The following is a 22069-nucleotide window of genomic DNA, read 5'->3' on the forward strand; positions in this document are numbered from 1 at the left end:
GGAAGGCGGTATATTATATGAAGAAACAAGAATCTAATCGTTCAAAAAGAACTGTTAAAACAGAAAAAGGATATGCAGGAGATTCTGTTCATACACTTAAACAAGTTGAGCAAGGAAACTTATACATTGCTCAAAAAGAACTTGGGCAACAAAATGAAAATCTTTAAAATCCCTCTTCTCCTTGAGGGATTTTTCATTGTACGTACTGCTTTTGTTCTAACACCATAAATATATTATTATCCTTTACAATTTTTATGTCATAATTTAATTTCATTTCACTTTTCTTACCATTTTCAATACCAGTAACGTACGCTACAGCATGATAGCGAAAACTCTCACCTGTCTCTTCACGTATCTCCTCGTTTGTAAATTTATACTCTAAATCCCGAAAACGATTTGGATAATAATTTTTCATTAATTGTTCATGCCCTCTATTTACAAATAGCTCTTCGCTTTTTATCTTCACATCTTCTTTATTATCAAACTCAAACACTGATAGTTGCGCTGTCACAAAGTGTTCTCCTATCATTTTCATTTCTTTATCAGTTAAAATTTCTATACCCTTGTTCTTTATTTCCTGATTTAACTCGTACTGATCTATCGGTTTAAAGGTAGCAAAAACCGTCTCTTTATATGACCAAAACAAACCAAAAGCGATACATATAGAAATGATTAATATTCTTTTCTTCGTAATACACACCAACCTTCCTTCAAATTATAATTATAGATTACCACAAAGAAAGAAGATTCTGATATTATAAAGTGGAATAATTTAACTTTCAATTAGAAATGAGGAGTGACTATGAACTATTACAAGCAATATATAAAACAAGCCCTGCCTGACCTTTCTATACATTCATATAAGCAAAATGAAGAAGGCTGGGATAATATAGCGGTTATTATAAATGACGATCTACTCTTTCGTTTCCCGCGAAAACAGGAATATGCAAAGCGAATTCCGTTAGAAAAAGAATTATGCACTCTTCTCTCTCATTCGCTACTAGAAATCGAGGTTCCAAATTATCACCTATTATATAAAAATGATGTTGATGCTATTCCGCATTGTAGTTACTATACTCTCATTCATGGTGAACCGTTAAAAACAGAAATAGTTACTACGCTAGGGAAAAAAGAACTAAAAGCACTTATTACACAATTAGCGCATTTCCTTGCGGCTTTACATAGTATTCCTTTAAAACGTATTGAAACGATAGGATTCCCTATCGAAAAAACACTCACCTACTGGAAAGAACTACAAACAAAATTAAATCAATATCTTACTAACAATCTTACTTCATTACAGAAATCAGCCTTAAATCGTTTATTCGAAAATTTCTTTACCTGTATAGCTAAATCTACCTTTCAAAATACAATCATTCATGCTGACTTTACACATCATCACATTTTATTTAACAACCTGAACAAAACCATTTCAGGTGTTATCGATTTTGGAGATGCCCAGATTGGCGATCCCGCTTTTGATTTTGCTGGGCTATATTATGATTTCGGTCATGAGTTTACTACATCTGTATATGAACAATACAGTGCACTTATTTCTCACCGCGATCCATTACTCATTCACCGCATCACTACCTTTTATCAATACAGCCCTTTACTACATAACCTTATTTATAACATTGAAACAAACAACGAAATAATATTAAAGAAGAATGAAGAACAGCTTAAAGCAATACTGCAGGGACGAGATTAAATTCTCTCCCTATACTCTCTCTCCTCATACATCATTAACTTTTTATCCATTTCAACAATAACTTTATACAATTGAAATGCCTGTAAAATTTGCAGTTGAATTCCAAAAGGAGCATTCTGTTCTTTTAACCATTGAAATACTGCCGTTTCATCTTTCATTGATTATTCCTCCTCTTATTAAAATCTGCTACTCATATACCGTAAATGATGAAAAGCTTTTCATGTCAATAATAAAAAGGATGCAAAATTGCATCCTTTAATGTACGATATTTTTCTTCTGCAACGTTTCCTCTTTTGCCTCTTCCACTTGGCACTCACCACGAAAAGCACAACTCATGCACTCAGAACGAAAATGACGCTCTGTGTAGTGTTCAGGTTGCTGCAACATTTCTTTCATTCTAAATAAATCATCCATTCCAGTTATAATATCTTCCTGTTTCGGAATGTACTCATACTTAGTTCCTTCTATTAAATTAATAACTTCAATTTTCCCTGGAAGAATACCGAAAGCTTTATAACTGAATACTGTCATTAGCTTCTGACAAAGAGCAAGCATTTCCTCATCCGCATCGACAACATACTTTTTAATTACAAACGACTCAGTACTCCACTCACCCACTTCAAATGTCAATGACATGTGGACACCTAACTCTTCCATATATGTTTGAAACTTCTCATATAAAAATAACGGCGGCGCCTGACTATCATCCCTTTCAACAAACTGTAATAAATGATCAGTTAGCTTCGCTAAAACAATATAGTACTCCGTCTTCGAAGCAAACATATTAATCCTTACTTTTTTCCAGTACTTTTCTATTAATATTAAAAGTACAATTTTCGTTTGTTGGCCCGCAGGTAGCGTGTAATATTCATTAATAATTTGATTCACAATCATTTGTGCTATTTGTTGCCATTCAAATGAAGAAGGTTCTCTTCTTTTTATATGACGGAAATAAAATTTGTGTGGACAACGCATAAAATCATACAAATGGTAATCTGTCATCGTTTTGATTGAGATTTTTTCATGCAATTGCTCTTCATCTCCCTTCTGCCATTAAGAAAGGTGTTTTACGAATTCAGCTCCAAACTGTAAACATTTTTCTACATCTTCATCTTCTGGCGTTAATTCTACTTTCAATCCTTCTAACACAACTGCTGCCCCACGCTCCTGCAGCTTTTCTATTAAAATATCAACCGCTACCCCGTATTTCGGATAAGCCGAATCACAAGAACCGAATGCTGCTGCTTTTTTACCAGTTAAGTTAATAGAATCCATTGCATCATAAAAATCTAAAAAATCATCAGGAAGATCACCATCTCCCCAAGTATACGCACCTAAAATAATACCGTCATATTGCTCTAATATAGAAGCTTCTGGTGTATCCATAATATCAATTACTTCAATCTCATTTTTCGTTTCACGAATCGCACCCGCAATATGATCAGCCATTTCCTCTGTATTCCCACTCATACTCGCATAAATCATTACTAACTTACTCAATTGAATCTCTCCCTTTACTATGTATCGCTTTTTCTATTTGAATTATTTTCTTCTCATCTACATATTCAGAACGAATTACATTTCGTTGCCATTCAATATGCTTATCAACATCTTTATTTTTTAATCCCCTTCGTAAAAGGTGAAATGTTTTTCTCATTAAGGTTCCTCATTTATTTAATTGATAACAATTATCAATTTCAATTATACCATTAGATTAATTGAAATTGATTATCAAAGTCAATAACTATTTTTAAAAAAATAGTTATAATGTACAAGCTTGTCCGTTAGCTATTCATATACTATAAATGAGCATAGTTCTTTCTCAGCCCTCTCTGACGGAAGAAATAGAAGCAACTGCGATAGAGCGCAGTTGCCTTTTTTTATGTTTTATCAGTTTCTAGTAGTCTTATAATTGTCTCTAAAAATAGTTCCACTCCATTAATTAAAGCCGATTCATCCACATCAAATTTCGGATGATGATGTGGATAACAAGTATCAATATTTTTATTCCCTGTTCCTAATTTAATGAAACAACCAGGTGCTTTTCTTAAATACGCTGAAAAATCTTCTCCTCCCATAGAAGGTTCCAGCTTCACAACACGCTCATTCCCAAACAAATGTAGTGCACTTTCTTCTACTACTTTCGTAATATATTCATCATTAATAACTGGATCATATCCGTACCGATACGTATATGTATAATCCCCTCCATGCGCTTCTGTAATTCCTTTCACGACTTGCTCAATTCTCTCTTCTGCTTCTTTCCTTAATGTTTGATTAAAAGAACGAACCGTTCCCATTAAAGCTGCTGTATTTGGAATGATATTATCGGCAATCCCCCCATGAAATTGTGTGACTGACACTACTCTATGCATAAAAGCACTTGTATTTCTTGATACGATATGTTGTAAATTTGTAATAATTTGTGCTCCGATAGCAATAGGATCTATCGTTTCTTCTGGTCGTGCCGCATGACCCCCCTTTCCTAAAATTTCAATTGTAAATACATCTGGTGCTGCCATCATCGCCCCGTACACAATCCCAATCTTCCCGCTTTCCAATCCAGACATAACATGTAAACCTATTACATAATCAACACCATCCATAACACCTGCCTCAACCATTTCTTGTCCGCCGCCAGGATATACTTCTTCTGCATGCTGAAAAAATAGACGAATTTCGCCTACAAACTCTTCCTTTGTATTTGCTATCGTCTCTGCAACACTTAACAAAATAGCAGCATGTGCATCATGCCCACATGCGTGCATCATTCCTTTATTCACAGACGTATAAGATTTCCTTGTCTCCTCTTGAATTGGTAAAGCATCTATATCAGCTCGAATCGCAACTACTTTCCCTTGTTCCGTTCCTCTTTTAATTGCTAGTACACTATACTCCGTTGGCCTCGTTACTTCAAAATAAGAAAATGAACATAATGTATCATATATAAATTGCGAAGTTTCTTTTTCATGAAACGATAATTCCGGATACTTATGGAAATGCCGTCTCCATTTCATGATATTTTCTTCTGAAATAAAACTCCTCCACTCTCTTTTCATAATAATTACCTCCTTTTAAAAGGCTCTATACCTTGAAAATGTACTAAGTACCCAGTGATTATTAGCCCACTCCAATTCAGGAATAGTAAAACAAATATTATATTTTCACGCCTTCTCACAATCCACTTTTATGTATTTACACAATCCACTTCTTATTTACATGTCAAACCCATTACAAATTCATGCTGAATGTAATATAATTGCTAAGTTAGGGATTTTCTTTTTTAGTATTTAGTGCTAATATCAGAAAAGAGCCTTTTGACTTATTTTTACCTAAAATGTGGCATTTTGTTTTTTTCACAATAATGTAGGACATGATACCTACAAAGAGCTATTATTTCATTAAGAGAGGGAAAGACATGGACAGATTAAAAGAGATATGGTCTCAACCACTCACACAATGGGTTGCAAAGACGGTTTATTACCTTGCAATTTTATTTGCATTACTTTGGTTGTATGGATTCCATGATACAAACACAAGTACATTTATTTACAACGAATTTTAGGGTGGGAACGTTATGAAGTTATTAGAACAAATTGAAAAGTGGGCTGCAGAAACGCCTGATCAAACCGCTTTTGTTTGGCGAGATGCGAAAATTACGTACAAACAATTAAAGGAAGATTCTGATGCGTTAGCACATTGGATTTCTTCTGAGTATCCAGATGATCGTTCACCAATTATGGTATATGGCCATATGCAACCTGAAATGATCATTAACTTTTTAGGGTGTGTGAAAGCTGGACATGCTTACATTCCTGTAGATTTATCTATCCCAGCTGATCGTGTACAACGTATCGCTGAAAATTCTGGTGCGAAATTACTTTTATCAGGAACAGAAGTAACTGTAACTGATTTACCCGTTCGCACTGTAAGTGAAGACAACTTAAAAGATATTTTCTTTACTCATAAAGGGAACACTCCAAATCCTGAACATGCGGTAAAAGGTGATGAGAACTTCTACATTATTTACACATCAGGAAGCACAGGTAATCCGAAAGGGGTTCAGATTACTTATAACTGTCTTGTTAGCTTTACAAAATGGGCTGTAGAAGATTTCAACTTACAAACAGGGCAAGTATTCTTAAACCAAGCACCTTTCTCATTCGATTTATCTGTAATGGATATTTACCCATCATTAGTAACAGGTGGTACACTTTGGGCAATCGATAAAGATATGATTGCACGTCCAAAAGACTTGTTTGCTTCTTTAGAGCAATCGGATATTCAAGTATGGACTTCAACACCATCTTTCGCTGAAATGTGTTTAATGGAAGCATCTTTCTCTGAGAGTATGCTACCAAACATGAAAACATTCTTATTCTGCGGTGAAGTGTTACCAAATGAAGTGGCTAGAAAATTAATTGAGCGTTTCCCGAAAGCTACAATTATGAATACGTACGGTCCAACAGAAGCTACTGTTGCTGTAACAGGTATTCACGTTACAGAAGAAGTGCTTGATCAATACAAATCACTTCCAGTTGGCTACTGTAAATCAGACTGTCGCCTTCTTATTATGAAAGAAGATGGTACAATTGCACCCGATGGTGAAAAAGGTGAAATCGTAATTGTCGGTCCAAGCGTAAGCGTTGGATATTTAGGAAGCCCTGAATTAACAGAAAAAGCATTTACTATGATTGACGGTGAGCGCGCCTATAAAACAGGCGATGCTGGCTATGTAGAAAATGGTCTTCTATTCTATAATGGTCGTCTTGATTTCCAAATTAAGCTTCATGGTTATCGAATGGAATTAGAAGAAATTGAGCATCATCTTCGTGCATGTTCTTACGTAGAAGGAGCAGTTATTGTTCCAATTAAAAAAGGTGAGAAATACGATTATTTATTAGCGGTTGTTGTTCCTGGAGAGCATTCGTTTGAAAAAGAATTCAAATTAACATCTGCAATAAAAAAAGAACTCAATGAGCGATTACCAAACTACATGATTCCACGTAAATTCATGTATCAATCTTCTATTCCAATGACCCCAAATGGAAAGGTAGATCGCAAAAAATTATTGAGTGAGGTTACAGCATGACCGCATATGGATCATTTTATTTTTTCGCTATAGTGGGCATTTTATTAATACCTACTATCATAGCTGGATTAAAAGGTAAAATGTTGCGTAAATATAATGCCGTTCTAACATTAGTAATGCTCGTTATTATCTTCTCTGATAAACCAAAGCAAGCAATGATGTTAGCAGCATTTATTATTTGGCAATATGCCCTTATTAAAGGCTATTTAATGTTAAGAAAACAAAATAATAGTACATTCACATTTTGTATGGCTGTTATTTTATCGATTTTACCTCTTATTTTGGCAAAAATCGCACCGTTTGTACCTGAATTGCATTTTATTGTTTTCGCAGGTATGTCTTACGTAACATTTAGAGCTGTACAAATGGTATTTGAAGTTCGCGATAACTTAATTAAAGAACTTTCCTTCTTTAATTTCTGGGAATTCGTTTTATTCTTCCCTGCGATTTCAAGTGGACCTATCGATCGTTACCGAAGATTCCAAAAAGATATCCAAAAGCCACCTAGTGCTGAGGAGTATCAAAAATTATTATATACAGGGCTTAACCGTATTTTCCAAGGTTTTCTGTATAAATTTATAATCGCGCATTTGATAACAACATATCTTGTAAAAGCAGTATTCGCCAATCAAGATACACTTTTATCTAATGTGATTTTTATGTACGCTACTAGCATGCAATTATTCTTTGACTTTGCAGGTTATAGTGCGTTCGTAATTGGTATCAGTTACATGATGGGAATTAAAACTCCAGAAAACTTTAATAAGCCATTCCTTAGTCGTAATATTAAAGACTTCTGGAACCGCTGGCACATGAGTTTATCATTCTGGTTCCGTGATTTCATCTACATGCGTTTCGTCTTTTTTGCAACGAAGAAAAAGTTAATTAAGAACCGTTACACAATTTCGTATATCGGTGCATTTTTAAACTTCTTCATTATGGGAATTTGGCACATCCAAGGAAGTGCTGTTGCGCAGTATGTTATTTATGGGCTATATCATGCCGCCTTGTTTATTTTATTCGATATTTTCGAACGAAAAAACAAGAAGCATAAGTTTTGGCCAAACAATAAATTTACACACGTCCTTGCGATTGTAATTACGTTCCACGTTGTATGTTTCGGTTTCCTAATTTTCTCTGGACACCTTAACAGATACTTTTAATGCACCCTTCTTATACTATTAAGAAGTTGCACATATAATATATTTCGGATATAAAGGAGATTTTAAAAATGGCAGAATTCAAAGAGCAAGTATTAGATATTTTAGAAGAAGTATGTGAAAACGATATTGTGAAAGAAAACTTAGATGTTCAATTATTTGAAGAGGGTATTCTTGATTCTTTCGCTGTAGTATCTTTATTAGTTGAATTCCAAGAGCGTTTAGATATTGAAGTTTCTATTTCTGATTTTGACCGTGATGAGTGGGCTACACCAAATATGGTTATTAAAAAGTTGGAAGAAATCCGATGAACAAAGCAAAATTTGGTCCGATGCTTTTAGCATTGGCCCTTTTTGCTGTATTCTTACTTATTCCAACGCGCTTCCTACTTCCACTTTTAAGTGATGAGAAAGTAGAACAAGCTGCGACTTCTTTAAAAGAAGAAAAGATTCAAAGTATGATTTTACAGCAAAAGATGTTAGCAGATCCGAAATATCTTCCGATGTACGGTTCATCGGAATTCGCACGTATGGATGCTTTTCATCCATCGAATTATTTCAAAGTAAAGCCTGAAGGATTCACACCATTCCTACTTGGACGCGGCGGAACACAAGACCTTGTACATGTATTAAACTTCGCATCTACAATGGATCAATTGAAAGATAAGAAAATGATATTTGTTCTTTCTCCGCAATGGTTTGTACCACAAGGTATTGATGAGACACACTTTGCACCTAACTTTTCAAAACAACAAGGTTACCACTTCATTTTCAACGATGATTTAAAACCTGAAATGAAAAAACAAATTGCGAAGCGTTTATTAAACTTTGAGATTGTAAAAAAAGAAACTTTATTAAAAATTTCGCTTGAAGGTATCGCCTACGATGATACAAAGTATAAAGTAAAAGCACTTGCTGCTAAACCTTTCGCTTATATTTATCGTAACATTCTAGATCGTAAAGATTTATTTACAGCTATGTTTAATATTAAGCCGCATAAAGAAAAGCTTGACCCATCATTGAAACAAATGAACTGGGAAGAAGCTCGTAAACATGCTGATCAAACAGGTGCAGTAGAATCAGGCTCTAACGAATACGGTATCGAAGATGATTACTTCAATAGCAAAATTAAGAAGAAATTAAAGCAACGTGAAGGCTACTTAAAAAATGATGCTTATGACCAATCACCAGAGTATGAAGATTTACAAATTGTACTTGATTTATTAAAACAATCTGGTGCAAAACCACTCTTCATTTCTGTTCCTGTAAAAGGTCCTTGGTATGATTACGCTGGCTTCCCGAAAGAAAAACGCGAATTATACTACAATAAGGTTCATGAGCAAATTAAGAAAGCTGGCTATCCAATTGCTGACTTCTCAAATCATGAGTATGATAAGTACTTCTTAAAAGATCATATGCACTTAGGTTGGAAAGGCTGGGTTTACATCGACGAAGCTATCCAACAATTTTATAAAGCAAACTAACGAAAAGACCACTTGAATTATTCAAGTGGTCTTTTTGTATATACATTTTGTAATTGTTCAATTACATTCTCCGCTTCTTTCATGACACGTTTCACTACGTGCTGAGCTGATTCCGTTCGTGCTAATGATGATGCTTGTCCCGCCCAAAGCGACATATACTCTTCCTTATTTTGCTTCGCTGCTTCTTGACGTATTTTTGAAGTTAATACGTTTTGCACTGGATACATCGGTAAATTCTCTTCTCTTCCTTCATGTTTCTCTATAAATTCATTGCGAATACCCCGTGCATATTTCCCAGAAAACGCTCGGGTTACCGTTGTACTCGTATCCGTACTATGTAAAATCGCTTTTTTATACACGTCATGCGTAATACTTTCTTCACTCGTTAAAAAGGCTGATCCCATTTGAACAGCTTCTGCCCCTAACGCAAATGCCGCAACAAGCCCTTGTCCATTCATTACACCACCTGCTGCGACAATCGGGATATGAGGTACTTCCGCTACTAATTGCGGGATTAATGCAAATGTACCAATCATCGCATCTTGTTCTTTCCCAATAAACGTTCCTCTATGCCCTCCTGCCTCGCTACCTTGCCCGGCGATAATATCTACCCCTAACTCGGCAAGTGCTTTCGCTTCCGCTACATGGGTAGCTGTTCCGATAATTTTTATCCCTTCCCTTTTCAAAGCATCTATTTCTTCTTTTTCTAACGTTTGAAATGCAAAACTAACGACTGGTACCTTTTCCTCTAATAATACTTGTAATTGTCCTTTATAGCTTTTTGGAAGTTTTAAAGTCTTTTCTTCCTCTATACCTAATTCTCTATTCACTCCACTAAGTAATACTTTCGCCTCGTTTACCTTCTCTTCTTCTATCTGTATCTCTTTCGTTAAAAGTAAATTAACACCGAAAGGCTTATTTGTTAGTTCCCTTATTTTATAAATCGCTTCACGGATTTGTTCTGGGCTCATATATCCTGCTCCAAGCGTACCTAATCCTCCGCTATTACTCACAGCTGCAACAAGTTCTGGCGTTGTAATCGCTCCTGCCATACCTGCTTGAATGATGGGATACTTAATTTGTAATATATCTATTACTCGACTTGTAAACATCATTTTCCCTCCTACTTTCCCTATACCTTCTTTATATGACATGCTTTCCCCTTCTTTTACAAGGATTGAACTTTCGCTCAAGCGAATATATTGAAAGAGAAGGAGGCTGAGAACAATGATTTATCCAAATGCGTTAAAAAAAGGTGATACAGTAATGATTGTTGCACCGTCTGGCCCACCAACACTTGATAATGTATTAAAAGGCGTGAACGTATTAAAAGAGATGGGATTATCCGTAATAATTGGAAAGAGTGTTTATGAAAAGTATGGATATTTAGCTGGAAATGATCAAGTCCGTCTTGATGATATACATGAAGCCTTTACCAACAATGAAGTGAAAGCAATTTTCTGTGCACGAGGTGGTTACGGAAGTGCTCGTCTCCTCCCTTACATTCAATATGAAATCATTCAACGGAATCCAAAGATTTTTTGGGGATATAGCGATATTACGGCTTTACATACTGCCTTTTCACGTTATGCAGAGCTTGTAACTTTTCATGGTCCAATGATTGAAGAATTAGGAAAAGGTATAGATTCTCTCTCTTTATCTTCTTTCAATCAACTATTCCATCCGTATTCATCTATCTTATATGCATCAGAATGTATCGTACCTACCTCTTGTACAGTTACAGGCACATTAGTTGGAGGGAATTTAACTGTGTTAACAAGTATAATCGGCTCGCCCTATGAGATAAATACGGCAAATAAACTTTTATTGCTTGAAGATATTGGTGAAGAACCGTACCGCATTGACCGGATGTTAAATCAACTACTTTTATCTGGACAGTTTAATGAATGCAGTGGCGTTATTTTTACAAGTTGTCACGACTGCAACCCTTCTAAACCGTCCCAATCATTGCAAACAATATTATATGAATATTTCACGCCATATAATATACCTGTGTTATTCGGTTTACCGATTGGACATATAAGTCCAAATATCGGTATTCCCCTCGGAGCTACAGCAACAATAAATAACAAAACTGTTTCTATTTCTTCTGGTATAGCCACTCCCTGCTCAAATTAAAAAGGAAAAGCTGATAAGCTTTTCCTTTTACTTATAATAATTAAAGATTCGTCCAGATGCGATATCTGCAATTTCTTCTGGAATAAATGTTTTACTCATATCTGTTCCAACATTTAATACAGCTGTCGCATCTTTCTCGATACTACCAAATAATTCTTTTCCACGTATCGTAATAAGGGGTGTCCCTTCTGGCAACACATCTTTTACAAATTCCAATTGCGTAAAGAATGGAACGATCCATCTATCCTCTCCTTGGAAATGACGTAAACGAAGTGTGCCTTCTGTTGCTCCGTCCTCTGCTTCTAATGAACCAGCAACATAAAAATCAGTTGTTAAGAGCAATTCATAAAATTCCTTTTGCTTTTGTTTATCCTCTCCTGCTAAAACGAGTACCTCTTCTATTTTTTTTACTGGAATTTGCTTCATATGATGACACCCCTATTTTCAAAATGATTATACTTAGATTATACGAAATATTCTTATTTTTTTCTACATAATTCCGCAATTATTTTCTTAAAATAATTTTAAAGCATCTTCAGTCGTAACGATTTTAGCAAATTCATCATGCAAGTTTACAAGTGTCATATTGTGAATATCCTCTGCACTATACTCTGTTTCATCTGGACCGATGCGGTTAAAAGTAGCCGTCGCGTCACTCACTACATACGTTGTAAATCCTAAATTACCTGCCATCCGTGTTGTCGTCTCTACACAATGATTTGTCGTTAATCCAACAATCACTACAGTATTACATTTCTGCTCTCTTAATTGTTCCTCTAAATTCGTCCCAATGAATGCACTGTTAACAACCTTTTGAATAATAATCTCACCTGGTAATGGCCTCACTTCTTTTTTAAAACGTACTGTTTCTGCATCTAGATGAAACATTGACTCCACATTTTCTTTATTCACATGCTGAATATGAATAACTAGTAATTCTCTTTTTCTCCATTCTTCTAACAAACTTTTCATATTTTCTTCCGCAAAAAGGTTATTCCTCACGCCCCAGTACGGTAAGTTGAATGCTTCCTGTACATCAATGATTATAAGTGCTGCTTGTTTAAGCATATTATCCTCCTAGTTAATTGGGCTGTAATTGAAACAGAAAACCAAGTTGCTGTGAAGCAGTAATAAAACAAATATAAGCACAAAGCTCTACAATTTCTTTTTCAGTCCAATATTGTTTTAATACATGAAACATATTATCATCTATCGCCTTTTGGTCATGAACAAATGCATGTGCAAAAGTAACGGCTACGCTAATTTCTTCTATCTTTTGTATATCATCCGGCTTTCCCTTTGCCATACAGTACGGACATTCATTCCCAAACGCTAATGTTCTTCTTACTTGCTCCTTTAACTCTGTGGAAAGGGTCCCTGTACTATACAATGTATTCTCTAACGTACTCCACGAATTTAATATATCTGGATTATGGCCTAATAATTTTTGAAACTTTGTATCCCCTATATTTGATAATGTAATTCTCTCCATCATTTTCCCTCCTATTTCCTTCTTTTTTATTGTAAAATAAATAAAGTTCACTTTACATTTCATATGAATCTTAATTTACAATTTTTCTTTACAAAAATCATCATTTTACTGGAGGTATATTTACAAATGCAATTAGATCGTGTTGATCGAAAAATTTTAAATGAATTATATAATGATAGTCGCCTTTCGATGCGTGAATTAGCAAAACGAGTAAACTTATCGGCTCCGTCTACTACAGAACGTGTTCGTAAACTTGAAAGTGAAGGAATTATTCAAAAATACACAATCGATATCGATTATAAAAAAGCAGGACTTGTTTTAGATTGTATTTTAGAAATCACTTTAAAAAATGGTGATACAACACGTATGCAACAGTTTATTCAGTCTTATCCATCTGCAAGTTTTTGTTACCGAGTAACAGGAAGCTTATGCTACATTGTAAAAATCTCTGTTCCTTCACTTGTTGAACTTGAAGAATTTATCAATGATGTTTCTTCATATGCAACGACAGTTTCTCATATCGTATTATCAGAAGTAGCTCTTACTCCGGATATTGAACATATCTTCCCAGAAGATTAATTCATCTTTATTCACAAAAAGAGTAAAAACCCCTTACATTAAGAATAAAAATGATATATTATGTATTAAAATACATAAAGTTCGAGAAAGGGGCTTTACATTGAAAATCTGGTTTTATGAAAAAACGGCACAATTAGATGACTTGCTTGGTATTTGGGACAATGTTCCGACCATCCCTCGAATTGGTGAAAAAGTTGAACTTCTAAAAACAGTTCGGATCGTTACAGATATTAAATATGTAAAGAACGGTAATAATTTTCGTGTAGAGATTATTACAAATTAAAAGGTAGCTCTTTAGGAGCTACTTTTTAATTATCTATTATGCGCTTTCTTTATAACAATTTTATCTTCTTCTACAGAAACTGTTACATAATCATTTTCTTCTAACCGAAGCTTATTTACAGCTTCATCAGGTAGTTCTACAGCCATCAATTTATCTGTTACTATCACTTGGCTATATATTTCATTTTCTTCTGATGTATTCGCTACTTTTTCTTCATTTATGAAACGAACCGGTGGCACACTAACTTCTTTTACTGTACGCCATTGTTTCCAAATGTAAGGGATTAACCAAAGTAACCCGACGATCGCAAGCCCAATGCCGATCCATAAATTACTTTGTGCTTGTAATTCCGTAATCGAGATTGCGCCACTTCCCTCTCCACCTACAAATTGCATACTCGTTGCAATCAAATTATTTAGAGCATGCACAGCAATATTCGTCCATATATTTTTTGTCTTTATGTATAGAAGGCACATAATAACACCGAATATGAAAGCACCGATAACATCAAAATGTCCTAGTCCAAAAATAAGAGAGGATATAATAACCGCTCGTTTAATCCCCCATTTGTAAGCCATTCGTTGTAAGAAAAACCCTCTAAAAATAACCTCTTCCATTATTGGGGCTAATACACATGCTGAAATGAAAGAAAATATCGTCATGTATATGTTACTCGTATTAATTACATTTCCATCTTCTAACATGGTAACTAAGAAATTAGGTACAGTATGTGCTAAAATATAAAATTGAATTTGGGATATACCGACTGAAAAAATCATTCCCATTATCGTTGCTAATACAATTAACCCCCAATGTAAACGTCCAGGTTTATCAAAAAAACTTTTAAAAACAACATTATTTTTACTTGTTTTTAAATATAGCCACAATAGTGGAAATGCGAAAAAGATTGATATTTGTGACAGGAACTCTATCGTATTGTCAGAAGCACCTGATAAACTTAATGGAATCATCGTCAGGAACATCCCTATAATCATCCATCCAAAAAAACTACGTAGCCTTATACGTGAAAATGCATATTGCATATTGAACACCTCCAAAGATAGTAAAAATAAATGGTCGGATAACTAAATTATAATATGAATATAGTTGAAAATCTTCCTATTTTTCTCAAATGATTTCAAACAACATATCTCTTAAAATATATAGTACATTTTATTTAAAATACCGTATTACTGTTCTTCCAGTTAAAATCTAGGAGAGCGTTATGTAATAAAAATCCCCGTTAACACGGGGATTTTCTCTATTATAATACGTCACGTTTTTGGAATAATACACTTGATGCTACAAGTAATACAGCAAAGTGTGCAACTACAAGTAATAATGAAGTTGTAAACGTAAATTCTGTAAATGGTGGTTCCATTCCACCACTAACTAATTTATTGCTATCGTAAACACTTAAATTTAAATGGAAGAACACAACAAATTTCGCTACACCTTTTGCAAACATCATTAGTACCATATTAATTGCTCCTTGTAAGAAAAATAGGAACATCGTAATAATTAATGGTAATACAGAATTTCTAAATACGTTCGCTAAGAAAAATGCAAGCGTTGCAAAGAAAAATGGTGATAAAAGTTGATATACAATTGTTTTTAATACAATTCCTAATGTTAATTCAGTTTTACTACCATCCATTACAATTCCGCCAATAATCATTGCGATTAACGTGCTAGCAAATATGATAAATAATATAGTAAGTAACACTGTAATATATTTAGAGAACAAAACTGTAATTCGTTTTCTCGGACGGATTAATAACTGCTTAATTGTACCTTTTTGAAACTCATCAGTAATTGTACGAGAAGCAATCGTGATTCCAAAAATTGTTGCAAATAAGATAATTAAACCAATCTCTGAACTTACAAAATCGAAATATGATCCTTTAAACTCATTTCCTCCTCCCCATTTCAGCATCCCTAAAACTCCCAAAATCTCCAACGCTGCAATTACACCTATTAAAATGTACATACCTTTTTTCGCATGTAACTTCAAAAATTCATTTTGAATTAATTTAAACATTACGCTTTCACTCCCCCTGTAATCGCTAAGAACTCATCCTCTAACGTTTTATTTTGAACTGTCACACCGTACACAAGTACATCAGCATGCACTAACTGTTTTACAATTTGCGGAATCTCTTCTTTCATTATGGATGTCACAATTACATTTCCTTGTACTTTCCCTTTAATAATTTCGTTCGCTTTCTGAACTTGACCTACTTCAAATACAACTACAACTGTTTCATCATGCTTCGCTTGTTCATGTAAGTTATACTCTTGTACAAACTCACCTTGCTTTATAATAACAACGCGATCACACATTAATTCAATTTCACTTAATAAATGACTTGATACAATGACCGCAATATTTTCTTCTTTCGCTAATCGTTGTAAATAATCACGAATTTGGCGAATACCAGCTGGATCTAATCCATTTGTCGGTTCATCTAAAATTAATATTTTCGGCTGATGAAGTAACGCCTGTGCAATTCCTAAACGCTGTTTCATACCAAGTGAGTATGTTTTTACCTTTTTATGAATTGCATGCTCTAATTCAACAAGCTTTATAATTTCAGCGATGCGCTCTTTACTAATTGGAGTAATTGCCATGTTTGCAAACTGCTTTAAGTTTTGCATACCAGTCATATAATCATATAGTTCAGGGTTTTCTACAATTGCACCAATTTGCTCTAGCGCCTTTTCACGCTCTGTACGAATGCTATGACCACAAATTGTAATATCGCCCTCTGTCATTGATATAAGACCTGTCATCATACGAATCGTCGTCGTCTTACCACTACCGTTTGGTCCAAGGAACCCGTATACTTCTCCTTCTCGAACCTCAAATGATAAGCCACGAATAATTTCTGCCTTACCAATCTTTTTTCGAACATTTTCTAATTTCACTACTACGTTTCCCAATGCTGACTCCTCCTTTAGACTTCTAGTTTTTTATCGATTATGCGACCTGTTATATAAACAAGTAAAACAAATATACCGATTGAAAAAGCAATACTATATAAATTCATAAGACTTTCTGGATATAGTATAAGATTTATATCCATCGATTCATCTATATAAACTAACTTCCTAATAAAAGTAGATGTAGGTGCAAGTCGGCCTAGCATTTCATATATCATATTGATTACTTTCGTTACTAATAAAAATAAGAAGAAAATAATTACATACTCCATTTTTTTCTTTTTCAAAGAAAATACTTTAACGCTAGATACTGTAAAAAGTAAAACTAACAATATACTTGATAAATTAAATACATATAACACACTACTAAATAATTGTTTTACTATATCTAGCTCAATTGTACTTTCCGTAAATAACATTCCATAGAGTTCTGTACCTTTTATTACTTTCATCGAAATACTATAGACAAACATAGTACCTATCACTTCAAAACACATTAAACTAATTACCGCATATGACAATATTGCTAAAACAATTTTTTTACCAGATAGCGGTGTTAATCGAAATAATGTACTCTCGGTCATTTTCCCAAACGCAGATATAGCCTGTAGAAATACTAATACTGCAAAAATCATATAAACTAAGAATACTAAAGCAATTATAATCATTTGCCTTACTTCTCCTGATTCTTGTTTAATATAATTCCCCATACTTACAAAAGCGACAGCTACAATGAATATGAATGACAATAACGAAATGAAAATTTGTTTTTTATTCGCATTGTACATATATATTAAACTGGCCTTCATCTACTAAACACCTCCTTAAACAAATCCGTAACAGCTTTTCCTCGTTGGAAACGTAACTCCTCTACATTTTCGTGAAGTACACTTTCACCATCTTTTAAAAAGATTACTTCGTCAAAAATATTTTCAACTTCTCCGATTAAATGCGTTGCAATTAAAATGGTACAATCTTCGCGATAAAACTGTAAAATAAGTTCTAATACGTGCTCTCTAGAAACAAGATCAATCCCGCCAAGTGGTTCATCCAGTACGTATAACTTCGCTTTTCGAGAAAACGTTAAAATAATTTGTAGCTTTTCAACCATACCTTTTGATAAAGCTGTAATTCTTTCTTCTAACGGTATTTTAAATTCCGCAATTGTATCTACTGCTCTTTGAATATCAAAGTCTTTATAAAAATCTCGATAGAAAAATAGGGCATCTTTTACAGTCATCCAATCATCAAAGACTGGCTTATCAGACATAAATGAAACGATTTCTTTCGTCTCTAACCCTACTTTTTTACCGTTAATTACTATGCTGCCTTCAGAAGGATGTTGTAGGCCTGCAATCATTTTTAATAACGTCGTTTTCCCGCTTCCGTTATCTCCAACAAGCCCAACGATTTTTCCTTCTGTAATCTCTATGTTTAACTCACGGATCACTGCTTTTAATCCGTACCGCTTCCATAGATTTTCTATTTTTAATAACTCTGTCATTCGCTCTCCTCCCTTTTCTCATGTAATGAAGAACGAAGGATTGTAAGAATTTCTTCTTCTGAAAAACCTAAATTGTCCATTCCATCTATAAAAGAATGAAGTAATTCTTTCGCCATATCTTTTCGCAGCTCCATAATTTTCTCCCCTTCATTCGTTACATATCGCCCCATTCCTCTACGTGTTACAACAACTCCATCTCGCTCTAATTCTTGAAATGTACGCTGAATCGTATTTGGATTTATTTGCAATTCACTCGCTAATTCACGTACAGAGGGAATTTTATCACCAGACAATAAATGTCCTGTTACAATTTCCTTTTTTATGTATTCCATTACTTGAATGTAAATTGGTGTATTTGGAGAAAATTCGATTTTCATTTCTCCCCTCCTGTCTTAGTGTGTTAGTTAAATAGTACACTAAGACAAGTGTCATGTAAATACTTCCAATTAAAAATGTAATAAAAAGGCAGTGTAACTTTTCGTTACACTGCCTTTTTGTAATAACATATAAATATATTACTCATTTGAATTTAAATTCATTTTACTTGATTTAGCACAGATTTAAACGTATTAATCACTGTATCTACTTCTTCATAACTAATTGTAAGGGATGGTTCAATACGAATTGTTTTTGAGTTAATTAATGTACCCGCAACAAGAATACCTTGATCAAACATCGCCTTTGATACTTCATAACCAATCTCATCTTTATGAAATTCAATCCCAATCATTAAACCTTGACCACGGATTTCAAAGATTTTATCTTCGTGTCCTTCTGCTGCTTGTTTCAATCCTTTTAAAAAATACTCTCCAACTTCCATCGCTCGTTCCGGTAATTTCTCTTCCAATAATACATGGATTGTTGCAATTGCAGCAGCACATGCAAGAGGATTCCCTCCAAATGTTGTTGTATGCATAAATGGATTTTCAAACCAACTTTGGAATACTTTTTCTTTCGCAACAATAGCTCCCGCTGGCATTACACCTCCACCAAACGCTTTCGCAAGACAAATAATATCCGGCACAACATCATATAAATCTGCTGCAAACATTTTTCCTGTACGGCCCATTCCAGTTTGCACTTCATCAAAAATAAGGAGCGAATCAAACTCATCACAAAGCTCTCGCACTTGTTTCAAATAATTTTCTGGAGGTAAAATAATGCCGCCCTCCCCTTGAATTGGCTCCAAAATAACTGCTGCAACATCTTCTCCCACTAATGCACATGTCTCAAATGTTTTTCTCATCATATCGATATCGCCAAATGGAACATGACGGAAACCCGGAATTAATGGTAAAAATGGCTTACGGAACATTCCTTTTGCCGTCCCAGATAAAGCACCAAGGCTCTTACCATGGAAAGCACGAGTTGTAGAAATGAAAGTTGTTCGTTCACTATACATTTTTGCTAGTTTTAATGCTGCCTCTACACTTTCTGTTCCACTATTTGTGAAGAAGGCATATTTCAAATCACCAGGTGTAATATCCGCTAAAATCTTTGCAAGAATTGCTCGAAGTGGATCTAGTAAATCCTGACTGTGCAATGCTTGACGCTTTAATTGATCCGTTACAGCTTTTACTACTTTCGGATTACGGTGACCAACATTATAAATTCCAAATCCACCTAAACAATCAATATACTTTTTACCATTAATATCCATGAAGCAAGACCCTTCATCTGACCATTCTACTGCTGCAAATTGTCCATCTTTTGTTACTGTTTTTCTATAAGCAAGAAAACCAGGATTCACATGCTCTCTAAATCCGTCTACTGTTTCTTTTTGAATCCAGTTTGCCTCTTCTTCAGTAACCTTTTCTTTTTCAATTAACTGTAGTACTTTCGTAATATACTCATTTACATTTGAACCTTTTACATCTTGCTCATTCAATTTATTTTCCACGTTCGTTCCCATCTATTTCACTCCTATATTCTTTTTATTTGCAAACCAACCTATTGGTTCTACTTCTAAATTTATATTAATCTGCTTAATTTCTTGAAATTCTTCTAAACCAAACGTTCCTAGGCTACGTCCAATACCGCTTTGCTTATATCCGCCCCAAGGCGCCTCATTGTATGTTGGATGATAACTATTAATCCACGTAATTCCTGCGCGAAGCTTGCGAATTACACGCATTGCTTTTGCACCATCAACCGTAAATACCCCTCCAGCTAAGCCATAATCCGTACCGTTTGCTAACTCAATTGCTTCCTGTTCAGTTTTAAACTTTTGAATTACTACAACAGGACCGAAGATTTCTTCCTGGACAATGCGCATATCAGGCTTTACATTAACAAAGACCGTTGGTTCAATAAAGAAACCATCTCCTTTTCCATCCGTCAGTATCCGCTTTCCTCCACAAGCAATGTCCGCGCCTTCGTCTTTCCCGATTTCAATGTAGCGCAATACTTTTTCCATATGTTCTTGACTTACAAGCGGTCCCATTTCTGATTCAGGTTTATCACCAGGTCCAACGTTAATTTGCTGCGCTCTCTCTACAAAACTATTAACAAATCTATCATAAACGCTTTCCTCTACAAGGATTCTCGATCCTGCTGAACACACTTGTCCGCTACCTGCATAAATACCGAATAGAGCATAATCAATAGCAGTCTCAAAATCTGCATCTGCAAAAATAATATTTGGAGATTTCCCTCCAAGCTCTAACGAAATTTTTTTCATATTATCTGCCGCTGTTCTCATAATGTGCTTCCCTGTCTTTGTTCCACCTGTAAAGGAAATCATATCCACTTTATGACTCGCTGCAATTTCATTCCCTACTATTGGACCGGCCCCCATTACCATATTGGCAACACCTTTTGGTAACCCTACTTTTTCAAGGATTTCGAATAGCTTTGTTACAGTTATTGGTGTCACTTCAGAAGGTTTAAACACAATTGTATTTCCAGCTGCTAAAGCAGGTGCTATTTTCCATACACTCATCAATAGCGGATAATTCCATGGAACAATTAATCCACAAACACCAACTGGCTCTCTTACAACCATCGCTTGCATCGGATCGGCTACATGATACGTTTGACCATCTGGCTTTGTAATCAATCCGGCATAATAGCGAAAACAAGCTGCTGCATCTCCAATATCTCCTTCTGCCTCACGGTATGTTTTTCCATTATCCATTGTTTCAAGGTACACTAATTCTTCCATATTTTTATCAATTTCATCTGCTATTTTAAATAAATATGATGCCCTTTCAGCAGTGGATGTTTCTGACCAAATTCCGCTATCGAAGGCCGCTCTTGCCACTTCTATCGCGTATTTTGCATCCTCAATCGTTCCCTCAGGTGCATATGCTATACCCTTGCCATTCGCAGGGTTAATAATCGTTCTTTTCTCTTGATTACTAGAATCTATCCATTCACCGTTTACATACATTTTTAAATCTAGCACTATATTGAAGCCCCCTTTATCGATCGTTTATATATTTATAAGCAAATTTCATGCCAATATTTAAAACCCAAAGGAATCATACATAAACTGACTATTTTCTTAAAAACAACAAATAATTTATGCATTTTCGCATACACTATTCCATTTTGCATAAAGCGAAACTTTAATCAGTGGGGCTTTGTTCATCTCCCACTGATTATTAGCCCTCACCACTCGGGACTTGAATCCTAAAGAATATGCACATGCTGAGCACACACAAAAAGGAGAAGTCTATGTG

The 22069-nt window shown here is 34.8% G+C and carries 28 protein-coding genes; 10 read left to right on the top strand and 18 right to left on the bottom strand.

What is annotated here, in order from left to right; translation table 11 throughout:
* Positions 1 to 17: 17 nt before the first annotated feature.
* Entirely contained in the window at positions 18 to 167 is a 150-nt protein-coding gene (locus tag QCI75_RS19975) for a hypothetical protein (RefSeq protein ID WP_002149552.1), read from the top strand.
* A gap of 26 nt (positions 168 to 193) precedes the next feature.
* Here the strand turns inward: QCI75_RS19975 and QCI75_RS19980 are convergent, their stop codons facing one another.
* Complete coding sequence (locus QCI75_RS19980) at positions 194 to 703, bottom strand: biotin transporter BioY (protein WP_144508060.1); 510 nt, start codon at positions 701 to 703, stop codon at positions 194 to 196.
* 99 nt (positions 704 to 802) lie between these two features.
* Between QCI75_RS19980 and QCI75_RS19985 the strand changes: the two genes are divergently transcribed.
* On the top strand, positions 803 to 1711 hold the full coding sequence (locus tag QCI75_RS19985; protein WP_144508062.1) for an aminoglycoside phosphotransferase family protein: 909 nt from the start codon (positions 803 to 805) through the stop codon (positions 1709 to 1711).
* On the opposite strand, the gene QCI75_RS19990 is transcribed toward QCI75_RS19985, so the two are convergent.
* From QCI75_RS19990 to QCI75_RS20010, 5 genes are all read right to left on the bottom strand, one after another.
* Positions 1708 to 1869 (bottom strand): hypothetical protein, encoded by a 162-nt coding sequence (locus tag QCI75_RS19990; RefSeq protein ID WP_002126244.1) that lies wholly within the window; start codon positions 1867 to 1869, stop codon positions 1708 to 1710. The genes QCI75_RS19985 and QCI75_RS19990 overlap by 4 nt on opposite strands.
* 97 nt (positions 1870 to 1966) lie before the next feature.
* Positions 1967 to 2740, bottom strand: coding sequence for a hypothetical protein (locus tag QCI75_RS19995; RefSeq protein ID WP_070141438.1), 774 nt, complete (start codon positions 2738 to 2740; stop codon positions 1967 to 1969).
* Positions 2741 to 2764: 24 nt separating this feature from the next.
* On the bottom strand, positions 2765 to 3211 hold the full coding sequence (locus tag QCI75_RS20000; RefSeq protein WP_144508066.1) for a flavodoxin: 447 nt from the start codon (positions 3209 to 3211) through the stop codon (positions 2765 to 2767).
* A complete protein-coding gene (locus QCI75_RS20005) occupies positions 3204 to 3368 on the bottom strand; it encodes a hypothetical protein (protein ID WP_186320967.1) in 165 nt (54 codons plus the stop codon). The genes QCI75_RS20000 and QCI75_RS20005 overlap by 8 nt, the downstream gene beginning before the upstream one ends.
* 223 nt (positions 3369 to 3591) lie before the next feature.
* Positions 3592 to 4770: an amidohydrolase gene (locus QCI75_RS20010; protein WP_144508068.1), complete on the bottom strand. Its 1179-nt coding sequence runs from the start codon at positions 4768 to 4770 to the stop codon at positions 3592 to 3594.
* Positions 4771 to 5129: 359 nt separating this feature from the next.
* Here QCI75_RS20010 and QCI75_RS20015 point away from each other — a divergent pair, with 359 nt between their 5' ends.
* From QCI75_RS20015 to dltD, 5 genes are all read left to right on the top strand, one after another.
* Positions 5130 to 5276, top strand: coding sequence for a teichoic acid D-Ala incorporation-associated protein DltX (locus tag QCI75_RS20015; RefSeq protein ID WP_144506207.1), 147 nt, complete (start codon positions 5130 to 5132; stop codon positions 5274 to 5276).
* A 12-nt stretch (positions 5277 to 5288) separates the two neighbouring features.
* The gene (gene dltA, locus QCI75_RS20020; protein WP_353761062.1) at positions 5289 to 6803 is read left to right on the top strand and encodes a D-alanine--poly(phosphoribitol) ligase subunit DltA; all 1515 of its coding nucleotides are present in this window, start codon (positions 5289 to 5291) and stop codon (positions 6801 to 6803) included.
* The gene (dltB, locus tag QCI75_RS20025; RefSeq protein WP_144506209.1) at positions 6800 to 7966 is read left to right on the top strand and encodes a D-alanyl-lipoteichoic acid biosynthesis protein DltB; all 1167 of its coding nucleotides are present in this window, start codon (positions 6800 to 6802) and stop codon (positions 7964 to 7966) included. The genes dltA and dltB overlap by 4 nt, the downstream gene beginning before the upstream one ends.
* 68 nt (positions 7967 to 8034) lie before the next feature.
* Positions 8035 to 8274 carry a D-alanine--poly(phosphoribitol) ligase subunit DltC gene (dltC, locus tag QCI75_RS20030; RefSeq protein WP_000807310.1) on the top strand — a complete coding sequence of 80 codons (240 nt, stop codon included), beginning with the start codon at positions 8035 to 8037 and terminating at the stop codon, positions 8272 to 8274.
* Positions 8271 to 9446 (top strand): D-alanyl-lipoteichoic acid biosynthesis protein DltD, encoded by a 1176-nt coding sequence (gene dltD, locus QCI75_RS20035; protein ID WP_353761064.1) that lies wholly within the window; start codon positions 8271 to 8273, stop codon positions 9444 to 9446. The genes dltC and dltD overlap by 4 nt, the downstream gene beginning before the upstream one ends.
* Before the next feature lie 17 nt (positions 9447 to 9463).
* Here dltD and QCI75_RS20040 read toward each other — a convergent pair whose 3' ends face one another.
* A complete protein-coding gene (locus tag QCI75_RS20040; RefSeq protein WP_144506211.1) occupies positions 9464 to 10600 on the bottom strand; it encodes an NAD(P)H-dependent flavin oxidoreductase in 1137 nt (378 codons plus the stop codon).
* Between the two features lie 73 nt (positions 10601 to 10673).
* On the opposite strand from QCI75_RS20040, the gene QCI75_RS20045 reads away from it, so the two are divergent.
* A complete protein-coding gene (locus tag QCI75_RS20045) occupies positions 10674 to 11585 on the top strand; it encodes a S66 peptidase family protein (RefSeq protein ID WP_144506212.1) in 912 nt (303 codons plus the stop codon).
* A 27-nt stretch (positions 11586 to 11612) separates the two neighbouring features.
* Here QCI75_RS20045 and QCI75_RS20050 read toward each other — a convergent pair whose 3' ends face one another.
* The 3 genes from QCI75_RS20050 to QCI75_RS20060 all read right to left on the bottom strand — a co-directional run bounded on the left by QCI75_RS20050 (position 11613) and on the right by QCI75_RS20060 (position 13080).
* On the bottom strand, positions 11613 to 12011 hold the full coding sequence (locus QCI75_RS20050) for an SseB family protein (RefSeq protein ID WP_144506213.1): 399 nt from the start codon (positions 12009 to 12011) through the stop codon (positions 11613 to 11615).
* Positions 12012 to 12098: 87 nt separating this feature from the next.
* Complete coding sequence (locus QCI75_RS20055; protein ID WP_144506214.1) at positions 12099 to 12653, bottom strand: cysteine hydrolase family protein; 555 nt, start codon at positions 12651 to 12653, stop codon at positions 12099 to 12101.
* Positions 12654 to 12666: 13 nt separating this feature from the next.
* Positions 12667 to 13080: a carboxymuconolactone decarboxylase family protein gene (locus tag QCI75_RS20060; RefSeq protein ID WP_186320887.1), complete on the bottom strand. Its 414-nt coding sequence runs from the start codon at positions 13078 to 13080 to the stop codon at positions 12667 to 12669.
* A gap of 123 nt (positions 13081 to 13203) precedes the next feature.
* On the opposite strand from QCI75_RS20060, the gene QCI75_RS20065 reads away from it, so the two are divergent.
* A complete protein-coding gene (locus QCI75_RS20065) occupies positions 13204 to 13656 on the top strand; it encodes an Lrp/AsnC family transcriptional regulator (RefSeq protein WP_002117396.1) in 453 nt (150 codons plus the stop codon).
* Between the two features lie 100 nt (positions 13657 to 13756).
* Positions 13757 to 13939, top strand: coding sequence for a DUF3913 family protein (locus tag QCI75_RS20070; protein WP_000707108.1), 183 nt, complete (start codon positions 13757 to 13759; stop codon positions 13937 to 13939).
* 29 nt (positions 13940 to 13968) lie between these two features.
* Here QCI75_RS20070 and QCI75_RS20075 read toward each other — a convergent pair whose 3' ends face one another.
* From QCI75_RS20075 to QCI75_RS20110, 8 genes are all read right to left on the bottom strand, one after another.
* Positions 13969 to 14982, bottom strand: coding sequence for a CPBP family glutamic-type intramembrane protease (locus tag QCI75_RS20075; RefSeq protein ID WP_353761065.1), 1014 nt, complete (start codon positions 14980 to 14982; stop codon positions 13969 to 13971).
* Between the two features lie 221 nt (positions 14983 to 15203).
* Entirely contained in the window at positions 15204 to 15980 is a 777-nt protein-coding gene (locus QCI75_RS20080) for an ABC transporter permease (protein WP_144506217.1), read from the bottom strand.
* The gene (locus QCI75_RS20085) at positions 15980 to 16882 is read right to left on the bottom strand and encodes an ABC transporter ATP-binding protein (RefSeq protein WP_144506218.1); all 903 of its coding nucleotides are present in this window, start codon (positions 16880 to 16882) and stop codon (positions 15980 to 15982) included. Before QCI75_RS20085 ends, QCI75_RS20080 begins: the two co-directional genes overlap by 1 nt.
* A 14-nt stretch (positions 16883 to 16896) precedes the next feature.
* Entirely contained in the window at positions 16897 to 17691 is a 795-nt protein-coding gene (locus QCI75_RS20090) for an ABC transporter permease (protein WP_353761066.1), read from the bottom strand.
* Positions 17688 to 18386, bottom strand: a complete 699-nt coding sequence (locus QCI75_RS20095; protein WP_002117387.1) for an ABC transporter ATP-binding protein — start codon at positions 18384 to 18386, stop codon at positions 17688 to 17690. Before QCI75_RS20095 ends, QCI75_RS20090 begins: the two co-directional genes overlap by 4 nt.
* Positions 18383 to 18763 carry a GntR family transcriptional regulator gene (locus tag QCI75_RS20100; RefSeq protein ID WP_144506220.1) on the bottom strand — a complete coding sequence of 127 codons (381 nt, stop codon included), beginning with the start codon at positions 18761 to 18763 and terminating at the stop codon, positions 18383 to 18385. The genes QCI75_RS20095 and QCI75_RS20100 overlap by 4 nt, the downstream gene beginning before the upstream one ends.
* A gap of 158 nt (positions 18764 to 18921) precedes the next feature.
* Entirely contained in the window at positions 18922 to 20298 is a 1377-nt protein-coding gene (locus QCI75_RS20105; RefSeq protein WP_144506221.1) for a putrescine aminotransferase, read from the bottom strand.
* Positions 20299 to 21792 carry an aldehyde dehydrogenase family protein gene (locus QCI75_RS20110; RefSeq protein WP_144506222.1) on the bottom strand — a complete coding sequence of 498 codons (1494 nt, stop codon included), beginning with the start codon at positions 21790 to 21792 and terminating at the stop codon, positions 20299 to 20301.
* Positions 21793 to 22069: the final 277 nt, after the last annotated feature.

Source organism: Bacillus cereus group sp. RP43 (genome assembly GCF_040459645.1).
GTDB classification, from domain to species: domain Bacteria; phylum Bacillota; class Bacilli; order Bacillales; family Bacillaceae_G; genus Bacillus_A; species Bacillus_A mycoides_C.

Excerpts from the sequence above, each read along its gene's own strand:
- QCI75_RS19975 (WP_002149552.1), top strand. The coding sequence starts at position 18 with ATGAAGAAACAAGAATCTAATCGTTCAAAAAGAACTGTTAAAACAGAA.
- QCI75_RS19985 (WP_144508062.1), top strand. The coding sequence starts at position 803 with ATGAACTATTACAAGCAATATATAAAACAAGCCCTGCCTGACCTTTCT.
- QCI75_RS19990 (WP_002126244.1), bottom strand. The coding sequence starts at position 1,869 with ATGAAAGATGAAACGGCAGTATTTCAATGGTTAAAAGAACAGAATGCT.
- QCI75_RS20005 (WP_186320967.1), bottom strand. The coding sequence starts at position 3,368 with ATGAGAAAAACATTTCACCTTTTACGAAGGGGATTAAAAAATAAAGAT.
- QCI75_RS20010 (WP_144508068.1), bottom strand. The coding sequence starts at position 4,770 with ATGAAAAGAGAGTGGAGGAGTTTTATTTCAGAAGAAAATATCATGAAA.
- QCI75_RS20015 (WP_144506207.1), top strand. The coding sequence starts at position 5,130 with ATGGACAGATTAAAAGAGATATGGTCTCAACCACTCACACAATGGGTT.
- dltA (WP_353761062.1), top strand. The coding sequence starts at position 5,289 with ATGAAGTTATTAGAACAAATTGAAAAGTGGGCTGCAGAAACGCCTGAT.
- dltB (WP_144506209.1), top strand. The coding sequence starts at position 6,800 with ATGACCGCATATGGATCATTTTATTTTTTCGCTATAGTGGGCATTTTA.
- dltC (WP_000807310.1), top strand. The coding sequence starts at position 8,035 with ATGGCAGAATTCAAAGAGCAAGTATTAGATATTTTAGAAGAAGTATGT.
- dltD (WP_353761064.1), top strand. The coding sequence starts at position 8,271 with ATGAACAAAGCAAAATTTGGTCCGATGCTTTTAGCATTGGCCCTTTTT.
- QCI75_RS20040 (WP_144506211.1), bottom strand. The coding sequence starts at position 10,600 with ATGTCATATAAAGAAGGTATAGGGAAAGTAGGAGGGAAAATGATGTTT.
- QCI75_RS20045 (WP_144506212.1), top strand. The coding sequence starts at position 10,674 with ATGATTTATCCAAATGCGTTAAAAAAAGGTGATACAGTAATGATTGTT.
- QCI75_RS20050 (WP_144506213.1), bottom strand. The coding sequence starts at position 12,011 with ATGAAGCAAATTCCAGTAAAAAAAATAGAAGAGGTACTCGTTTTAGCA.
- QCI75_RS20055 (WP_144506214.1), bottom strand. The coding sequence starts at position 12,653 with ATGCTTAAACAAGCAGCACTTATAATCATTGATGTACAGGAAGCATTC.
- QCI75_RS20060 (WP_186320887.1), bottom strand. The coding sequence starts at position 13,080 with ATGATGGAGAGAATTACATTATCAAATATAGGGGATACAAAGTTTCAA.
- QCI75_RS20065 (WP_002117396.1), top strand. The coding sequence starts at position 13,204 with ATGCAATTAGATCGTGTTGATCGAAAAATTTTAAATGAATTATATAAT.
- QCI75_RS20075 (WP_353761065.1), bottom strand. The coding sequence starts at position 14,982 with ATGCAATATGCATTTTCACGTATAAGGCTACGTAGTTTTTTTGGATGG.
- QCI75_RS20080 (WP_144506217.1), bottom strand. The coding sequence starts at position 15,980 with ATGTTTAAATTAATTCAAAATGAATTTTTGAAGTTACATGCGAAAAAA.
- QCI75_RS20090 (WP_353761066.1), bottom strand. The coding sequence starts at position 17,691 with ATGAAGGCCAGTTTAATATATATGTACAATGCGAATAAAAAACAAATT.
- QCI75_RS20095 (WP_002117387.1), bottom strand. The coding sequence starts at position 18,386 with ATGACAGAGTTATTAAAAATAGAAAATCTATGGAAGCGGTACGGATTA.
- QCI75_RS20100 (WP_144506220.1), bottom strand. The coding sequence starts at position 18,763 with ATGAAAATCGAATTTTCTCCAAATACACCAATTTACATTCAAGTAATG.
- QCI75_RS20105 (WP_144506221.1), bottom strand. The coding sequence starts at position 20,298 with ATGGGAACGAACGTGGAAAATAAATTGAATGAGCAAGATGTAAAAGGT.